The organism is Caloramator sp. Dgby_cultured_2 (genome assembly GCF_028872215.1).
GTDB classification, from domain to species: domain Bacteria; phylum Bacillota; class Clostridia; order Clostridiales; family Caloramatoraceae; genus Caloramator; species Caloramator australicus.
Genome location: NZ_CP118396.1, coordinates 23,158 through 39,377 on the forward strand (window position 1 = coordinate 23,158; position 16,220 = coordinate 39,377).

Below are 16,220 nucleotides of genomic sequence, written 5' to 3' on the forward strand. Positions count from 1 at the left end.
AAATTTTTTACAATTTTAAAAGGATTTTTGGAAATAATGGAGAATATATAAAATAAGGACTTATATAGTCGTAAGGAGGAATTTATTATGAGGGAGTATAGGATTGAAAACATACGAAATGTAGGTATGATTGGACATGGTGGAACGGGAAAAACCACCTTAGTTGAGGCTATATTATATGACTGCAAAGCAACAGATAGAATGGGTAGAGTTGAAGATGGAACAACAGCTTGTGACTATGACCCAGAAGAAAAGAAAAGACAGATCTCAATTTCAACTGCTATTGCACCTTGTGACTGGAATGATTATAGAATTAATTTTGTTGATACTCCAGGATATTTTGATTTTGTTGGTGAAGTTTTAGAAGGTTTAAGGGCAGTTGACTCTGCTATAATAACAGCTTGTGCAGCATCGGGTCTTCAAGTTGGAACAGAAAAGGCATGGAAGTATGTAAATAAATATAAGATTCCAAGGGCATTTTTTATAAATAAAATGGATAGAGAAAATGCTGATTTTGATAAGACATTTAAGCAGATTAAGGATAAGTTTGGCCTTTCGGTTGCTGCCCTTGAAATTCCAATAGGGAAAGAAGCAGATTTTAAGGGTGTTGTTAAAATATTAGAAAGAAAAGCTCTTGTTTATGATCCAAAATCAAAAGCGATGGTTGAAGCGGAAATTCCAGCTGACCTTGAGTCAGTTGTTGAAGAATATAGAAATATATTAATGGAATCGGTAGCCGAGACTGATGAGGAGCTTCTTGACAAATACTTAAGCGAAGGCGAACTTTCTGACGAAGAAATTTTAAGAGGACTAAGAAAGGGTATTTTAAACTGCGATGTTGCACCGGTTTTCTGCGGTTCAGCGATTTCAAATGTAGCTTTAACTACATTGCTTGATTGTATTATAAATTATTTCCCTTCACCTGCTGATAGGGTTGAATTTAAGGGTAAGAATCCGAAGACTAATGAGGACGAAGTTAGAAAGTCCAGTCCGGATGAAAGATTCTCAGCCTTTGTGTTTAAGACGATTGCCGACCCATTTGTAGGTAAGCTTTCGATATTTAGAGTTTTATCCGGTTCAATTTCTTCTGATTCAAGCATATATAATGCTACTCAGGATAAGACAGAAAAGATAGGCACACTATACATATTAAAAGGTAAAAATCAAACTGCAGTAACAAAACTTTCTGCTGGAGATATAGGAGCTGTTGCAAAGCTTCAATACACTATGACTGGAGATACATTGTGCGACGCAGCAAAGCCGATAATTTACGAAAAAATAGATTTCCCAGAACCAGCAATATCAATGGCAATAAAACCAAAATCAAAGAATGATGAAGATAAGATTTCAACAGGACTCCATAAACTACTTGAAGAAGATCCAACATTTAAAATATCAAGGGATATTGAAAACTCAGAGCTTATAATATCTGGTCTTGGGGAATTACATATTGAAGTTATAGCAAGCAAGCTAAAGAATAAGTTCGGTGCAGAAGTAATGCTTGACATTCCAAAGGTTCCATATAGAGAAACAATAAGAAAGACCTCCGATGTTCAAGGAAAATATAAAAAGCAATCTGGTGGTCACGGACAATATGGTGATGTTGTTATCAAGTTTGAGCCACAACATGAAACTGAAGATCTTGTTTTTGTCGATCAAATAGTTGGTGGTGTTGTTCCAAGACAATATATTCCTGCAGTTGAAAAGGGACTTAGGGAAGCTATGAAAAAGGGAGTTTTAGCAGGTTATCCTGTTATAAACTTAAAGGCAACATTACACTATGGTTCCTACCACCCTGTTGACTCTTCTGAAATGGCCTTCAAAACAGCAGCATCCCTTGCCTTTAAGAAGGGAATGAAGGAGGCAGACCCAGTATTATTAGAACCTATAATGCATTTTGAAATTACAGTGCCGGATGAATACATGGGAGATATTATTGGTGATATAAACAAGCGCCGTGGAAGAGTTCTTGGGATGGAACAAAAGGATGGAATGCAGGTTATAATGGCTGAAATGCCGATGGCGGAAACCTTCAAATATGCAACAGATCTAAGATCCATGACTCAGGCAAGGGGAAGCTTTACAATGAAGTTTGAAAGATATGAAGAAGTTCCAGCTCACATCGCACAAAAGATTATCGAAAATGCACAAAAGGAAAAGGAAGAAGAGGAAGAATAAAATATTTTTGGGCAGGTATTTTAAAATACCTGCCCAATATAATTTTGAAAGCATTTAACAGCATTTAATTTTAAAAACTGTAAAAACTATATTTAAAGGAGGGATTTTAATGTCTGATTATAGGATTAACTTTGGGAAAATAATTGGACCATCTGATACAAATAAACTTTATGATATGCTTTCAATTTTAAATGACGATGATGAACTTGTAATAACAGTTGACGGTTCAGATGCTCATCAAACAGAGGAAATAAGAAGGATACTTGATATGAATGGATTTGACGTCACACAAAAGGGAGGACACGATGATAATAAATATCACTTAATTGCAAGAAGAAGGTGATCAAATGAAATTTAATAAGAAATTAAGGGGGAAAAGGTTTAAATTTAACTTCAATCTTGAAAGATTTGGAGAATTCATCCCAAGCTTTAATAGCTGGATGAGTCCAGATGAACAAAGAAAAAGAGTAGAAAAAATTAATGAAGAATTAGACAAATAGAACTTTGGGTTTGAAGGTTCAATAAATCCTCAAACCCTTTTTACATTGATTTTATATTAAGATTATGATAATATTATAATACGATATCGAAATACGATAATTAAGGGGTGATAAATTGAGCAATAAAATCCTTAGAAAATTATTTTTAGGATTTATACAGGTGCATATACTGTATCATGCCTATAAAGAACCTTTTTTGGTTCATGGATGATGGAGGAATTAAAAGAACATGGATATAATATAGGGCCAGGGACTTTGTATCCTATTTTGCACTCTATGGAAAAGGAGGGGCTTTTAGTTAGAGAGGATAAACTAATAAATGGTAAAATAAGAAAGTATTATTCAATAACTAAAGAAGGAATTGAGGCTCTTAAAGAGGCTAAAAAAAGAGCAAAGGAACTTTATGAAGAAATTTTTAAATAAGGTGGAGGGGCTATGTTTAAAATCGTTGAATTAAAATACAAGAATATATTAGATATTGATTATCTTGAGATTCAAGGGAATAAAATAACATGCATCGTTGGCGAAAGCGGAAGTGGAAAAACAACTTTACTAAAACTTTTAAACAAACTAATATCCCCAGATAAGGGTGAGATTTATTTTAAAGGAAGGCCATTAAAAGATTGGGACACAATTGAGATAAGAAGAAAGGTTACTATGCTACCTCAAAATCCCATTATTTTCAATGGTAATATAAGGGATAATATTTTGATAGGGTTGAAATTCTCTGAAAAACCTTTAGTAAAGGATGAAAAATTAAAGGAGATTTTAGAACTTGTAAGTTTAAAAAAGAGCTTGATGAGTCTGCCCAAAATCTTTCGGGAGGAGAAAAACAAAGGTTAGCCATTGGTAGAATACTTTTGCTAGATTCTGATGTTTACCTTTTAGACGAGCCAACCTCTGCTTTGGATGAAGGAACGGAAGAGAAAGTAATGAAGGGGTTATAGAATATATTAAAGGCAAAAATAAGATGTTGGTTGTAGTAACCCATTCTAAAAAGATAGCTTCTAACTTTGGTGAAAGAATTGTTGAGATATTTGATGGGAAGGTGAAGTTATGAAAAATATTATAGATATAAATGTTTATCAGCTATTAGCAGCCTATATATTTATTGTAATACTTTTGCTTATAGTAAGAAAAAGAGGAATAAAAAGGGAGAAGGAAATAGTGATATCATCTATCAGAATGACCCTTCAGCTTATAATTATGGGGTTTGTTCTTGTTTATATAATAAATAATCCAAATCCCTTATTTACTTTATTAATTTTAATTTTTATGGAGATCTTTAGCATATATAATATATACAAAAGATCAAAGGTTGAATTGAATTTCAAAATAAAAAAGTCGTTGCAATATCAATGGTTATAGGAAGCCTTCTTAGCCTTTTATATTTTTTATTTATAATTATAAGAATCAGTCCTTGGTATGATCCAAGATATTTTATCCCCATTGCAGGCATGCTAATTGGAAATTCAATGACAGGAGTTGCCCTTGGTGTAAATAGGCTTGTTGATGACATTAAAAAGAGAAAAGATGAAATAGAGATGGCTCTTATGCTTGGTGCAACCCCTAAAATGGCAGTTAAGGAAATAATAGATAATACCTTTGATTCTGCAATACTTCCCACAATAAACTCTATGGTAGGAATGGGTATAGTCTTTTTACCAGGAATGATGACGGGACAAATATTATCAGGGACATCTCCGTTGACTGCTATAAAATATCAAATAGCTATAATGCTTGGCATATTAGGCTGTGTTGCAATAACAGTTATAATGTTTCTACAGCTTGGGTATAAAACTTATTTTAACGAAGAGGCACAGCTTATAATAGATTGACATGATGTGCTTAATAATTGGCTATTATGTTTAAGCTGGTATTACATTGCCGGCTTAATTTTTTTAAAGGTTTTGTTTGTATTTTTTATTTTGGTTAACATTATTACAAATAAAAATAAAGAAATTTTGAGATTTTATTCAAAATAGCAAAATAATTTTAATATTTTATTGATAATCATAAAAATTGTCTATTTTATGAAAAAATTAATTATTGCAATATAATTTATATGGTATAAAATAGTAATTGAAAGGTCAAAGAAAGTCAAAGTCAAAGTAAAACAAAATAAGAAGAGGTGGTGCTATGGCAAGACTATCGGATATAATAGAAAACTTCATAAAGAACATGCTGGAAAAGAGCGAAAATGATTTTTTAGAAATACAAAGAAATGAACTTGCTAATCTTTTTAATTGTGCGCCATCTCAGATTAATTATGTCTTGGAAACGCGGTTTACTATAGATAAAGGATATTACATTGAAAGCAAAAGGGGTGGCGGAGGATTTATCAAAATCACAAAAATAAGAATTAACGATAACGATTATTTAAAGGACGCAATTTGGAATAATATAGGAGAGGAAATAACCCAGCAACAGGCGGAAGGATATATTGAGTTTTTTAAGGATAGAGGTTATTTAACTGAAAGGGAGGCAACAATTCTTAAAATTGCTCTAAACGATAAAGTTATAAATGCTCCGCCGGATTTGAAGGATAAAATAAGGGCGAATATTTTAAAAACAGTTCTAATATCAATAATCTAAAAAATTCCCAAAGGAGGGATTTGTATGCTCTGTCAAAATTGCAATCAAAGGGAAGCCAATGTTCATATTACAAAAATAATAAACGGAGTTAAACAGGAACTTCATCTTTGTGAGGAATGTGCAAGGGAAAACAACGAGTTTAATATCGATATAATGAACCCCTTTAACTTTGCATCACCTATGTCCTTCCAAAACATACTCGAAGGATTCTTTGAAATGATGGGTTCGCCATATCAGATTCCTGAGCCTGTAACCTGTCCTGTCTGCCATCAGAGCTTTGATGATTTTAAAAGGACCGGCAAGATGGGATGTGCAAATTGCTATAGAACCTTTAATGCAGAAATTACACCTATCATTAAAAGGGTTCATGGAAATATTCAGCATACAGGAAAGGTTCCAAAGAGGACGGGAGGAATTTTAAAGATAAAAAGGGATATAGAAAGGTTAAAGGAAGAACTAAGAGTTGCAGTTATGAACGAAGAATATGAAAAGGCTGCTAAATTAAGGGACCAAATCAAAGAGCTTGAGTCAAAGCTAGATAAATAGGGGGTGGTAAAATGCTATTCAAAAACCATGGTAGCGATATAGTTCTAACCAGCAGAATAAGACTTGCAAGGAATATTGATGGTGTTCCCTTCCCACAAAAGTTAAATCAAGATGAGGCAAATAAAGTAATAAAGGATGTAGCAGATTCTGTTTTAAACAGCAATTCTGCTATAGCCCATGAGTTTAGGCTAATAAAGTTAAGGGAATTAAAGCCCCTTGAAAGGCTTTCGATGGTGGAAAAGCATCTAATAAGCATGGATATTGTAAATGAATATCAAAGGGGAGCAGTCCTTTTAAATAGAGAAGAGAACGTTTCTATAATGATAAATGAGGAAGACCATATTAGGCTTCAGGTTATATATCCTGGATTTAAAGTAAAGGATGCCTATGATTATGCAAACAAATTAGATGACCTTATAGAAGAAAAGGTCCAATATGCCTATGATGCAAAGTTAGGATACCTAACAAGCTGCCCGACAAACGTAGGAACAGGAATTAGAGCGTCGGTAATGCTTCACCTTCCAGCTCTTACTTTAACTAAAAATATAAACAATGTATTTAACACAGTAGTTCAAGTTGGTATGACTATGCGTGGAATTTATGGTGAGGGCAGTAATGCTATGGGAAACATTTATCAAATTTCAAATCAAGTAACTCTTGGTCTTACTGAAGAGGAGATAATAAACAACTTAATTGCAGTAACTAAAAAATAATAGATCAAGAAATTAAAACAAGGGAAATGCTCTTTGAAAAGCAGGCGGCTGAAATCGAGGACGACATTTATAGATCCCTTGGTATTTTGAAATATTCAAGAATGCTATCAACACAAGAGTGTTTAAATCTAATGTCAAAGGTAAGATTAGGAATAGAAATGGGAATAATTAAGGATATAGATGTAAAAAATTAAACGACCTTTGATTAACGTTCAACCAGCAACGTTACAACTTATTGAAGGAAGAGACCTTGACACAAAGGAAAGGGATATTATAAGAGCTAAAATAGTTAGAGAAACACTAAGATAAGGAGGGATGTGTATGTTTAATGGATTTACAGAAAGAAGCCAAAGGGTTTTGCAGCTTGCAGCAGAGGAAGCTAAAAGATTAAACCATAACTATATAGGAACAGAACATCTTTTGCTTGGAATAATAAGAGAGGGTGGTCAGGCGTCAAAGGTTTTAAAGGATCTTGGAATAGATGATGAAAAGATTAGAAATTTGATAATTGAAATAGAAGGAAAAGGCGAAGAGTTCTTCAACTTTCACGAGATACCTTTAACTCCAAGAACAAAAAGAATAATTGAGCTTGCAAGGAATGAAGCAAGGAATTTAAACCATAACTTCGTTGCCCCTGAACATATGATGCTTGCTCTTTTAAGGGAGGGCGAAGGAGTTGCAATAGCAATTCTTGCAAAGCTCGGCATTGATATTGTAAAGGCGAGAAACGAGATATTAAATTCTTTAAACGTAGGTGAATTAGGACAGGGATTTAAAGGAAAACCAGGCCCGGGGACAAGGCATAGACAAACAAATACACCAACCCTTGACCAATACGGAAGGGACTTAACGGAGCTTGCAAGGGAAGGAAAGCTCGATCCTGTTATCGGCCGTGAAAATGAAACTGAAAGGGTAATTGAAATACTCTCAAGAAGAACAAAGAATAACCCTTGTCTTATAGGTGAACCTGGGGTTGGAAAAACTGCCATCGCTGAAGGTCTTGCCCAAAGGATTGTAGAGGGTAACGTTCCAGAGATACTCAAGAACAAAAGGGTTGTTACTTTAGATCTATCAGGAATGGTTGCAGGGTCAAAATATAGAGGCGAATTTGAAGAAAGAATAAAGAGGGTAATGGACGAGATTAGAAGGGCAGGAAATATAATTCTATTCATAGATGAAATCCATACATTAGTTGGTGCCGGCGCGGCAGAAGGTGCCATCGATGCATCTAACATATTAAAGCCAGCCCTTGCAAGGGTGAAATTCAAGTTATCGGTGCAACTACGATTGATGAATATAGAAAATACATTGAAAAGGATTCAGCCCTTGAAAGAAGATTCCAACCAGTTCAGGTTGGTGAACCATCAACTGAAGAGTCTATATTAATCCTTAAAGGATTGAGGGATAAATACGAAGCCCATCATAAGGTTAAAATAACTGATGAAGCACTAGAGGCTGCTGTAAACCTATCCCATAGATATATTACCGATAGATTCCTACCAGACAAAGCAATAGATCTTATGGATGAGGCGGCAGCTAAGGTAAGGCTAAAGAACTTAACTGCACCTCCTGATGTTAAAAGCCTTGAAGAAGAGCTTGAAAAGGTTAGAAAGGAAAAGGAGGAGGCAATAAATACACAAGAATTTGAAAAGGCTGCGAAATTAAGGGACAGAGAAAACGAGATTAAAAACGAACTCGAAAGGATTAAAAAGGATTGGCAAAATCAAAAGGATAGCGAAGTTCCTGTTGTTACTGTTGAGGATATAGCAAATGTTGTTTCAAGATGGACTGGAATTCCTGTAAACAAACTTACTGAAACAGAATCAGAAAAGCTTTTAAAACTTGAAGAAATACTTCATCAAAGGGTTGTAGGACAGGATGAAGCAGTTAAGGCTGTTGCAAGGGCTGTAAGGCGTGCAAGAGTTGGAATTAAGGATCCAAAGCGTCCAATAGGCTCCTTTATATTCCTTGGTCCTACTGGGGTAGGTAAAACAGAGCTATCAAAGGCACTTGCTGAGGCTATGTTTGGTGATGAAAACGCAATGATAAGAATAGATATGTCGGAATATATGGAAAAGCATACGGTATCAAGACTTATAGGTTCTCCTCCAGGATATGTTGGATATGAAGAAGGAGGTCAATTAACAGAGAAGGTTAGAAGAAAGCCATATTCAGTAGTTTTATTTGACGAGATTGAAAAGGCCCATCCGGATGTATTTAATATACTGCTTCAAATCCTTGAGGATGGAAGACTAACCGATGGAAAGGGAAAGACAGTGGACTTTAGAAACACGATAGTTATCATGACCTCCAACGTTGGTGCACAGACCATAAAAAAGCAGCAAACCCTTGGTTTTGCAGCAACTACAGAAAAGGAAAAGGAAGATTCCTACGAAAAGATGAAGCAAAACGTAATGGAGGACTTGAAAAAGACCTTTAGACCTGAGTTTTTAAATAGAATCGACGAGATTATAGTATTCCATCCATTAGAGGATAAGGATATTGAAAAAATTGCAGAGCTCATGTTAAAGAGTGTAATTAATAGGTTAAAGGACCTTGAAGTTGAAATAAGTTATGATGAAGATGTAATAAAGCACCTTTCAAAACAAGGCTTTGACCCAACCTATGGTGCAAGACCTCTGAGAAGAGCCATAACAAAGGCTGTTGAAGATAAACTTTCAGAGGAAATGCTAAAGGGAAATATAAAGCGTGGAGATAAAGTTGTAATGAAGGTTGTAGATAATGAAATAATTTTTGAAAAGGGAGAATCCTCATAATGGGGGTTCTCTTTTTGTATATATTTCTTTACATGAATAACAATATTAAATATAATGTAATTGCTAACTAAAATAGGAAGTGATAGAATGGGAAAGGTAAAAACTGTTTATATATGCCAAGAGTGCGGATATGAATCTCCTAAGTGGATGGGGAAGTGCCCTGGATGCGGAAGCTGGAATACATTTATAGAGGAAGTTAAGGCTGAAAAGTCTAGTAAAATTCAATCAGCCGCTTATAATAAGGTTCAGCCTTTGAAAATACAGGATATAGAGATAACAAAAGAGATAAGATATTCAACTTATCTTGAAGAGTTAGATAGAGTGCTTGGAGGAGGAATAGTTAAGGGGTCTTTAGTCCTTGTTGGAGGGGACCCTGGGATTGGGAAATCCACCCTTCTTCTTCAAATGGCAAACAATGTTGCAAAGAGTGGCAACATCGTTTTATATGTCTCTGGTGAAGAATCCTCAAAACAGATAAAACTAAGGGCAGAGAGGTTAAATGTCCTTTCGGAAAATCTTTTGGTTCTTCCAGAAACCAATTTAAGCTATATAGAAGAAACTATTACAAATCTAAAGCCCGATGTTGTTGTGATAGACTCAATTCAAACCCGTTTATAGACCAGAGCTACAGTCGGCTCCAGGAAGTGTAAGTCAGGTTAGAGAGGCCACTGCAGTTTTAATGAATATAGCAAAAATTTGAACATAGCTACCTTTATAGTTGGACACGTTACTAAAGAGGGGTCTATTGCCGGTCCTAGGGTTTTAGAACATATGGTAGATACAGTCCTTTACTTTGAAGGGGAAAGGCATAATACCTACAGAGTATTAAGGGCTGTTAAAAATAGATTTGGCTCAACTAATGAAATTGGCGTATTTGAAATGAAGCAGTTTGGTCTTGAGGAGGTTAAAAACCCTTCCGAAATACTTTTATCCGGAAGACCAAAAGACGTTCCCGGATCATGTGTTGTATGTTCCATGGAAGGAACAAGACCAATTCTAATTGAAGTTCAGGCACTAACCTCCCAAACAAACTTTGGTATGCCAAGAAGGATGACAACGGGGCTTGATTATAACAGGGTTATTCTTTTAATTGCCGTTCTTGAAAAAAGGGTTGGAATGCACATACAAACCTATGATGTTTATGTAAATGTCGCTGGGGGATAAAAATCGACGAACCTGCCATTGACCTTGGAGTTTTATGCTCTATTGCGTCCAGCTTTAAAAATGTTCCAATAGATAACGAAGTTGTGATAATTGGAGAGGTTGGATTGACGGGAGAAGTTAGAGGAGTTAATTTAATAGATAAAAGAATATTAGAAGCACAAAAATTGGGATTTAAAAAATGCATCATTCCTAAAGAAAATATGAAAGGACTCGATATTATAAAAGGAATCCAAATTGTTCCTGTTGAAAATATATACGAAGCATTAGAAGAAGTTCTAGGGGGATAGTTATGAGAGATGCTAAAGAAATTGAGCTAATGAATGTTTTAAAGCTTTTGGCGCCAGGGACACCTTTGAGGGAAGGACTTGAAAATATATTAAAGGCTAAAACTGGAGGACTTATAGTGATTGGGGATGAAGAAGAAATAAGCAAGCTCCTTGATGGTGGGTTTTATATAAATAGTGAATATTCTCCAGCATATTTATATGAACTTGCCAAGATGGATGGGGCTATCGTCATAAGTGGAGATCTTAAAAGGATACTCTACGCAAATACACAGATAATCCCAGATTCCAGCATTCCAACTGCTGAAACTGGCACAAGGCATAGAACCGCCGACAGATTTGCAAAACAAACAGGAAATATTGCAATTGCTATTTCCCAAAGAAGAAATTTAATTACCGTATTTAAAGGAAATATTAAATATGTATTAAAAGATACGAATATGATTCTTACGAAGGCAAATCAGGCTATTCAAACCCTTGAAAGGTATAAATCGGTGTTTGATGAGGCGGTTACGAACCTTTCTGCGTTAGAATTCGAAGATTTAGTAACTATATATGACGTAGTTCTTGCCATCCAAAGAAGCGAGATGGTTATGAGGATAGTAAATGAAATTGAAAGATACGTTGTGGAGCTTGGAAACGAAGGAAGGCTTATTTCCCTTCAGCTTAACGACCTTATAGATGAAGTTGAAGAGGATGAAATTAGAATACTAAGGGATTATGCTATAGATACAAAGGATTATAACGAGGTATTTAAGTCAATTAAGGCCTTATCTTCTGAGGAGATTTTGGAATTGTCTGTTATATGTAAACTTTTAGGTTATAATCCTGATTTAATGTTAGATACGATGGTTTCATCAAGGGGATATAGGATTTTGAATAAGATTCCAAAGCTGCCGCAGATAGTTGTTGAAAATATGGTTAAAAACTTTGGACAGTTTAAAAAGATTCTTCAGGCAAGCATAGAAGATTTAGACGCTGTTGAAGGAATAGGTGAGGCAAGAGCAAGATCCATAAAGGAATGGCTAAAAAACTTCAAGAACAGGTTATATTAAATAGAAAAATATAAAGGCTCGGAATATCCGGGCCTTTATAACATGCTAAACTTTCCTAATGTTTCTATCTTTTCCTTTTGTTCAAGTATAATATCAAACAGGTTAAGGTCAAGGGCATTGCATAAAGCAGCAAGGTAATATAGGTTATTTCCTATCTCTTCTTCAAGGACTTCTCTGCAGTTGTCGCAAAGTTTCCCTTCGATTTGATAGCTTAAAAATTCGGTTATATTGTCAAGGGATGCATCGTCGGGTATCTGTTGTTTTTGAGCATTTATTTTTATGCATCCGTGATTGGTAACTGCCTTTGCAACTGCTCTATTTATTCTAGAATTTGATTCAGAGAGTTTTGTTATTATATCTAAAATGCTTCTATGTCTAATTAGTGAATCTTGAACGGTGGCTTGAAATTCATCTACGATTATATCCTTCATCTGCTTCCACTCCTTGTTGAATATTGTTTAATAATATTATAAATATTCAGACAATATAATGTCAAATACATTATAATAAATTTCAGCTTAAAAGAGCCATTTTTAAGTTAACTAAATAAAATAATAATAGGTAGTTTATAAAAATCAAGATATTTTTTAGTTTGCCTTAATCCTGTAAGTTTGGTAATAATGTAAAAAAGGTGATAATATGTTTGAAATTGGTGATAAAGTTTTTGTTAAGAATTTTGGTGGGGGAGTAATAACAAATATACAAGAAAAAAATGTTAACGGAATTAGAAAGAGATACTATGAAATAAAACTTGTAATTGATAATATATGTATTTATCTTCCCGTTGATGAAAAAAATAAAATTAGAGGAGTAATTGAAAGGGTAAAATTAGAAGATTGTTTAAGAATATTAAAGGAGTTTAAAGGGGATCTACCTAACAAATGCATCGATAGATATAAGCTTTATAAATCTACTTTAGAAAAAGCAGATCCGATAGAGATGGCAAAACTTATAAAATGCATGGATATGAATTTTAAAAGAAAAAAACCTTCAAATTTTGATAAGAATAACTTTGAAAAAATATTAAATACCTTCTGCAGTGAAATTTGTCTTGTTCTTCAAAGGGACTTTAAAGAAACAAAAAAATTTATTCTTGAAAATTTAAAAGCTTGATTTTGCAAATTAAAAAATTGTCATATTTTTTGTGTTGAAAAACTTTGATTGATACGGTATATTAGTATATAATATACTGGGATATTTTGTAGGAGGTGAATTGATGTTAGAAAGGATTTTTAGGTGGTTCTTGACAGTAGTTGGGTTAGTTTTAGGATATGCTGCATCGGAAATACTTATTAAGGTTAATGCCGTAAATGCTCTCGTGTCAAGAAACAACATTTATTATTTTGGATTCATAGCAGTTTGTATTATTTTATTAGGTCTTATTTTTTATATTTTATCCCCTTATTTAATTCGACTTATTTTTAAGATTACAGAAATCCTGGAAAATGCAATACAAAAGATACCAACAAACGATATTATACTTGCCGTTTTAGGACTTATTATAGGACTTATAATTGCAAATCTATTAATTTCGCCTATTGCAAGATTTTTAACTGGCAATACCATTTTATCTGCTATAGGAAGTTCCTTAGCTTTTATTGTAAATATTGTATTTGCAACGTTAGGAATTGACATAACATTAAAGAAAAAGGAAGAACTTTATAATGTATTTACATTTTTAAAGAGGTTTGGGAAGGAAAAAGAAAGGGAGAAAAGGTTGGCATATCTCAGCCAAAGATACTAGATACTAGCGTTATAATCGACGGAAGAATACTGGATATTCTAAAAACAGGATTTTTAGAAGGTCCCATTTTAATACCTTCCTTTGTTCTTGAGGAGTTAAGGCATATCGCCGATTCCTCCGATAATTTAAAAAGGGCAAGGGGAAGAAGGGGGCTTGATATTCTAAATTTAATTCAAAAGGAGATACCTTTAACCGTTGAAATAGTTGAGAAAAACTTTGATAATATTCAAGAGGTTGACAGCAAACTTTTAAAGCTTTGCCAAATATACAATGGAAAGATAATAACCAACGATTTTAATTTAAACAAAGTTGCTGAAGTTCAAGGGGTTCCTGTCCTTAACATAAATGAGCTTGCAAATGCAGTAAAGCCTATTGTAATTCCAGGCGAGGAGATGAACATCCATATTATAAAGGATGGTAAAGAAGCAGGACAGGGTGTTGCTTACCTTGACGATGGAACAATGATCGTTGTTGAAGGCGGTAAAAAATACGTAGGTGAAGTTGTTGATGTTGTTGTAACGTCTGTTCTGCAGACTGCAGCAGGTAGGATGATATTTGCAAAACTTAAGAATGCATCATAAGAGGTGATATTTTGATATCGGCTATAGTAGTTGCAGCAGGAAAGGGTAAAAGGATGGGGCTTGGATTTAATAAGCTCTATGCAAAGGTAAATAACAAGGAAATCATAGCAATAACCCTTGAAAAATTTGAAAAATCAAATTATGTGGATGAGATAATTGCTGTTGTCGCAAAGGATGAGGTTGATTATTTTAAAATTAATATATTAGATAAATATTGCTTTAAAAAGGTTAAAATTACGGAGGGCGGCATTGAGAGGCAAAACTCAGTTTACAATGGACTTATAGCTTGTAATAATCCAGAAATTGTTTTAATCCATGATGGTGCAAGGCCAAATATAGATGATGACATAATAAAAAGATCCATAGAAGCTGCAAAATCCTTTGGGGCTACAACAGTTGCAGTTCCTGTTATTGATACTATAAAGATAGTTGAGGATGGATATTCTGTTGAAACCCTTGAAAGAAAAAATTATACGCCATTCAAACCCCTCAGAGCTTTAAATATGACTTAATATTAAAGGCCCACGAATATGCCATAGAAAATAACATAATTGCAACCGACGACACCCAGCTTGTTGAAAAAATAGGCTATAAGGTAAAGATAATTGAAGGGAGCTATGAAAACATTAAAGTTACAACTCCAAAGGATATAATACTACTAAACAGTTTAGCTGCTACAAACTTGTAGCAGCTTTTGGTAATTAAAAGCATCGTAGCCAAAAATATTTTATAGATTTATGTAAACTAAAGTTATATAATATAATGGTATATTTGCGGCTTTAGGATGGGGGATAGTCGATGAATATCAAGGAATTCATCTTAAATAAAGAGATGTTAGGATCCTTTAAATATTTTTGGAAGGAAGCAAATATAGATAAAAATTCAAAGGGATATGGACTTATTAGGGACAGAGCACCTTCAAATCCAAATGTTGCAAGCATCGCTGCAGTTGGCTTTGGACTTACTGCAATTCCTATAGGGATAAAAGAGGATGGATATCCTTTGAAGAAGGATATGAAAGGGTTAACGGCACCCTTGATACTCTATTTAATTTAGATAGAGTTAATGGATTTTTCTATCATTTTATGGATATATACACGGGGAAAGAATATGGAACTGTGAGGTTTCAATTATAGACACAGCGATTGCCATTTGCGGTGCTATTTTTGCTGGAGAGTTTTTGGTGGTGAAATAAAGAAAAAGGCAAATAAATTATATGAAGAAATCGATTGGAACTGGTATTTGGATAAGGATAAAAACTGGTTTTATATGGGTTATACCCCGGAAAAGGGCTTTGAAGGATATTGGGATTTCTATGCCGAACAGCTAATGTTATATTTTTTAGCAGTAGCATCTCCTACGCATCCTGTCGATAAGGAAGTTTATTACAGCTTTTTTAGAAATTATGCTGAATATAAAGGATATAGATTTATAAATTCATGGCTTGGGTCAATATTTACCTACCAATTTTCCCATGCCTGGTTTGATTTTAGGGGTAAAGTAGATAGAAAAGGTATTGACTGGTTTGAAAATTCTATATTGGCAACCCTTGCAAACAGACAATTTTGTATCGATAATAAGGACAAATTTAAGGGTTTTAATGAAAATTCATGGGGGCTTACTGCCTGTGATGGCCCAAAGGGGTATGAGGGGAGATATGGTGCCCTTCCTTCAGGACTTTTTAATAATGAGAATATAGTAGATGGGACGGTTCCACCATGTGGTGCTGCAGGTTCTATTGTTTTTACTCCAAAGGAATCTATGGATGCCCTTGAATATTACTATAAAAATATTAAGGGAATATTTGGGGAATACGGCTTTAAAGATGCCTTTAACTTAGAAAAGGGCTATTGGGTTTCTGAAGACTATGTTGGTATAGATAAAGGAATAACTCTAATTATGATAGAAAACTATATAACAGGGTTTGTGTGGAATACCTTTATGAAAAATGACCATGTTAAAAAAGCCTTTGAGCTTTTAGAGTTTAGGCCTGTTAAAGACGAAAACTTAGCTATGTGTTTATAAAGAGGTGCGTGTGCACCTCTTTTTGTGTTTGACTTGTAAAAATTAGTAATAATATAAT

General features: G+C 34.2%; 11 protein-coding genes and 9 pseudogenes. 19 read left to right on the forward strand and 1 reads right to left on the reverse strand.

Annotated features, from left to right (window positions below; all coding sequences use genetic code 11):
- Positions 1-87 precede the first annotated feature (87 nt).
- From fusA to disA, 12 genes and pseudogenes are all read left to right on the forward strand, one after another.
- On the forward strand, positions 88-2,178 hold the full coding sequence (gene fusA, locus PWK10_RS00140) for an elongation factor G (protein WP_274767000.1): 2,091 nt from the start codon (positions 88-90) through the stop codon (positions 2,176-2,178).
- A gap of 109 nt (positions 2,179-2,287) precedes the next feature.
- Positions 2,288-2,521, forward strand: coding sequence for a hypothetical protein (locus PWK10_RS00145; RefSeq protein ID WP_008907550.1), 234 nt, complete (start codon positions 2,288-2,290; stop codon positions 2,519-2,521).
- 4 nt (positions 2,522-2,525) lie between these two features.
- Positions 2,526-2,678: a hypothetical protein gene (locus PWK10_RS00150; RefSeq protein ID WP_274767001.1), complete on the forward strand. Its 153-nt coding sequence runs from the start codon at positions 2,526-2,528 to the stop codon at positions 2,676-2,678.
- A 115-nt stretch (positions 2,679-2,793) separates the two neighbouring features.
- A pseudogene (locus tag PWK10_RS00155) lies at positions 2,794-3,101 on the forward strand (PadR family transcriptional regulator).
- A gap of 12 nt (positions 3,102-3,113) precedes the next feature.
- Positions 3,114-3,625, forward strand: a pseudogene (locus PWK10_RS00160) (ATP-binding cassette domain-containing protein).
- A gap of 109 nt (positions 3,626-3,734) precedes the next feature.
- Positions 3,735-4,516, forward strand: a pseudogene (locus PWK10_RS19195) (ABC transporter permease).
- A gap of 301 nt (positions 4,517-4,817) precedes the next feature.
- Positions 4,818-5,273, forward strand: coding sequence for a CtsR family transcriptional regulator (locus PWK10_RS00170; protein WP_274767002.1), 456 nt, complete (start codon positions 4,818-4,820; stop codon positions 5,271-5,273).
- A gap of 24 nt (positions 5,274-5,297) precedes the next feature.
- Positions 5,298-5,819 carry a UvrB/UvrC motif-containing protein gene (locus tag PWK10_RS00175; protein WP_008907544.1) on the forward strand — a complete coding sequence of 174 codons (522 nt, stop codon included), beginning with the start codon at positions 5,298-5,300 and terminating at the stop codon, positions 5,817-5,819.
- 11 nt (positions 5,820-5,830) lie between these two features.
- Positions 5,831-6,841, forward strand: a pseudogene (locus PWK10_RS00180) (protein arginine kinase).
- A 12-nt stretch (positions 6,842-6,853) separates the two neighbouring features.
- Positions 6,854-9,309: pseudogene (locus tag PWK10_RS00185) on the forward strand (ATP-dependent Clp protease ATP-binding subunit).
- A gap of 87 nt (positions 9,310-9,396) precedes the next feature.
- Positions 9,397-10,760, forward strand: a pseudogene (gene radA, locus PWK10_RS00190) (DNA repair protein RadA).
- 2 nt (positions 10,761-10,762) lie between these two features.
- Positions 10,763-11,826 (forward strand): annotated as a pseudogene (gene disA, locus PWK10_RS00195) (DNA integrity scanning diadenylate cyclase DisA).
- A gap of 21 nt (positions 11,827-11,847) precedes the next feature.
- Here disA and PWK10_RS00200 read toward each other — a convergent pair.
- Complete coding sequence (locus tag PWK10_RS00200) at positions 11,848-12,243, reverse strand: DUF1573 domain-containing protein (protein ID WP_274767004.1); 396 nt, start codon at positions 12,241-12,243, stop codon at positions 11,848-11,850.
- 208 nt (positions 12,244-12,451) lie between these two features.
- Between PWK10_RS00200 and PWK10_RS00205 the strand changes: the two genes are divergently transcribed.
- From PWK10_RS00205 to PWK10_RS00225, 7 genes and pseudogenes are all read left to right on the forward strand, one after another.
- Complete coding sequence (locus tag PWK10_RS00205; protein WP_274767005.1) at positions 12,452-12,925, forward strand: CarD family transcriptional regulator; 474 nt, start codon at positions 12,452-12,454, stop codon at positions 12,923-12,925.
- 103 nt (positions 12,926-13,028) lie between these two features.
- Positions 13,029-13,556 carry a hypothetical protein gene (locus PWK10_RS19200; RefSeq protein ID WP_446715272.1) on the forward strand — a complete coding sequence of 176 codons (528 nt, stop codon included), beginning with the start codon at positions 13,029-13,031 and terminating at the stop codon, positions 13,554-13,556.
- Between the two features lie 35 nt (positions 13,557-13,591).
- Positions 13,592-13,837, forward strand: a pseudogene (locus PWK10_RS19205) (PIN/TRAM domain-containing protein); the annotation flags it as partial.
- 111 nt (positions 13,838-13,948) lie between these two features.
- Entirely contained in the window at positions 13,949-14,137 is a 189-nt protein-coding gene (locus tag PWK10_RS19210; protein ID WP_446715273.1) for a TRAM domain-containing protein, read from the forward strand.
- 53 nt (positions 14,138-14,190) lie between these two features.
- A pseudogene (gene ispD, locus PWK10_RS00215) lies at positions 14,191-14,825 on the forward strand (2-C-methyl-D-erythritol 4-phosphate cytidylyltransferase).
- A gap of 110 nt (positions 14,826-14,935) precedes the next feature.
- Positions 14,936-15,193, forward strand: coding sequence for a hypothetical protein (locus PWK10_RS00220; RefSeq protein ID WP_274767007.1), 258 nt, complete (start codon positions 14,936-14,938; stop codon positions 15,191-15,193).
- A 96-nt stretch (positions 15,194-15,289) separates the two neighbouring features.
- Positions 15,290-16,162 carry a glucoamylase family protein gene (locus PWK10_RS00225; RefSeq protein ID WP_274767008.1) on the forward strand — a complete coding sequence of 291 codons (873 nt, stop codon included), beginning with the start codon at positions 15,290-15,292 and terminating at the stop codon, positions 16,160-16,162.
- The last annotated feature ends 58 nt before the right edge of the window (positions 16,163-16,220 follow it).

What these genes read in the sequence shown, in the direction of transcription:
- fusA (WP_274767000.1), top strand. Translation starts at nt 88, where the DNA reads ATGAGGGAGTATAGGATTGAAAACATACGAAATGTAGGTATGATTGGA.
- PWK10_RS00145 (WP_008907550.1), top strand. Translation starts at nt 2,288, where the DNA reads ATGTCTGATTATAGGATTAACTTTGGGAAAATAATTGGACCATCTGAT.
- PWK10_RS00150 (WP_274767001.1), top strand. Translation starts at nt 2,526, where the DNA reads ATGAAATTTAATAAGAAATTAAGGGGGAAAAGGTTTAAATTTAACTTC.
- PWK10_RS00170 (WP_274767002.1), top strand. Translation starts at nt 4,818, where the DNA reads ATGGCAAGACTATCGGATATAATAGAAAACTTCATAAAGAACATGCTG.
- PWK10_RS00175 (WP_008907544.1), top strand. Translation starts at nt 5,298, where the DNA reads ATGCTCTGTCAAAATTGCAATCAAAGGGAAGCCAATGTTCATATTACA.
- PWK10_RS00200 (WP_274767004.1), bottom strand. Translation starts at nt 12,243, where the DNA reads ATGAAGGATATAATCGTAGATGAATTTCAAGCCACCGTTCAAGATTCA.
- PWK10_RS00205 (WP_274767005.1), top strand. Translation starts at nt 12,452, where the DNA reads ATGTTTGAAATTGGTGATAAAGTTTTTGTTAAGAATTTTGGTGGGGGA.
- PWK10_RS19200 (WP_446715272.1), top strand. Translation starts at nt 13,029, where the DNA reads ATGTTAGAAAGGATTTTTAGGTGGTTCTTGACAGTAGTTGGGTTAGTT.
- PWK10_RS19210 (WP_446715273.1), top strand. Translation starts at nt 13,949, where the DNA reads ATGAACATCCATATTATAAAGGATGGTAAAGAAGCAGGACAGGGTGTT.
- PWK10_RS00220 (WP_274767007.1), top strand. Translation starts at nt 14,936, where the DNA reads ATGAATATCAAGGAATTCATCTTAAATAAAGAGATGTTAGGATCCTTT.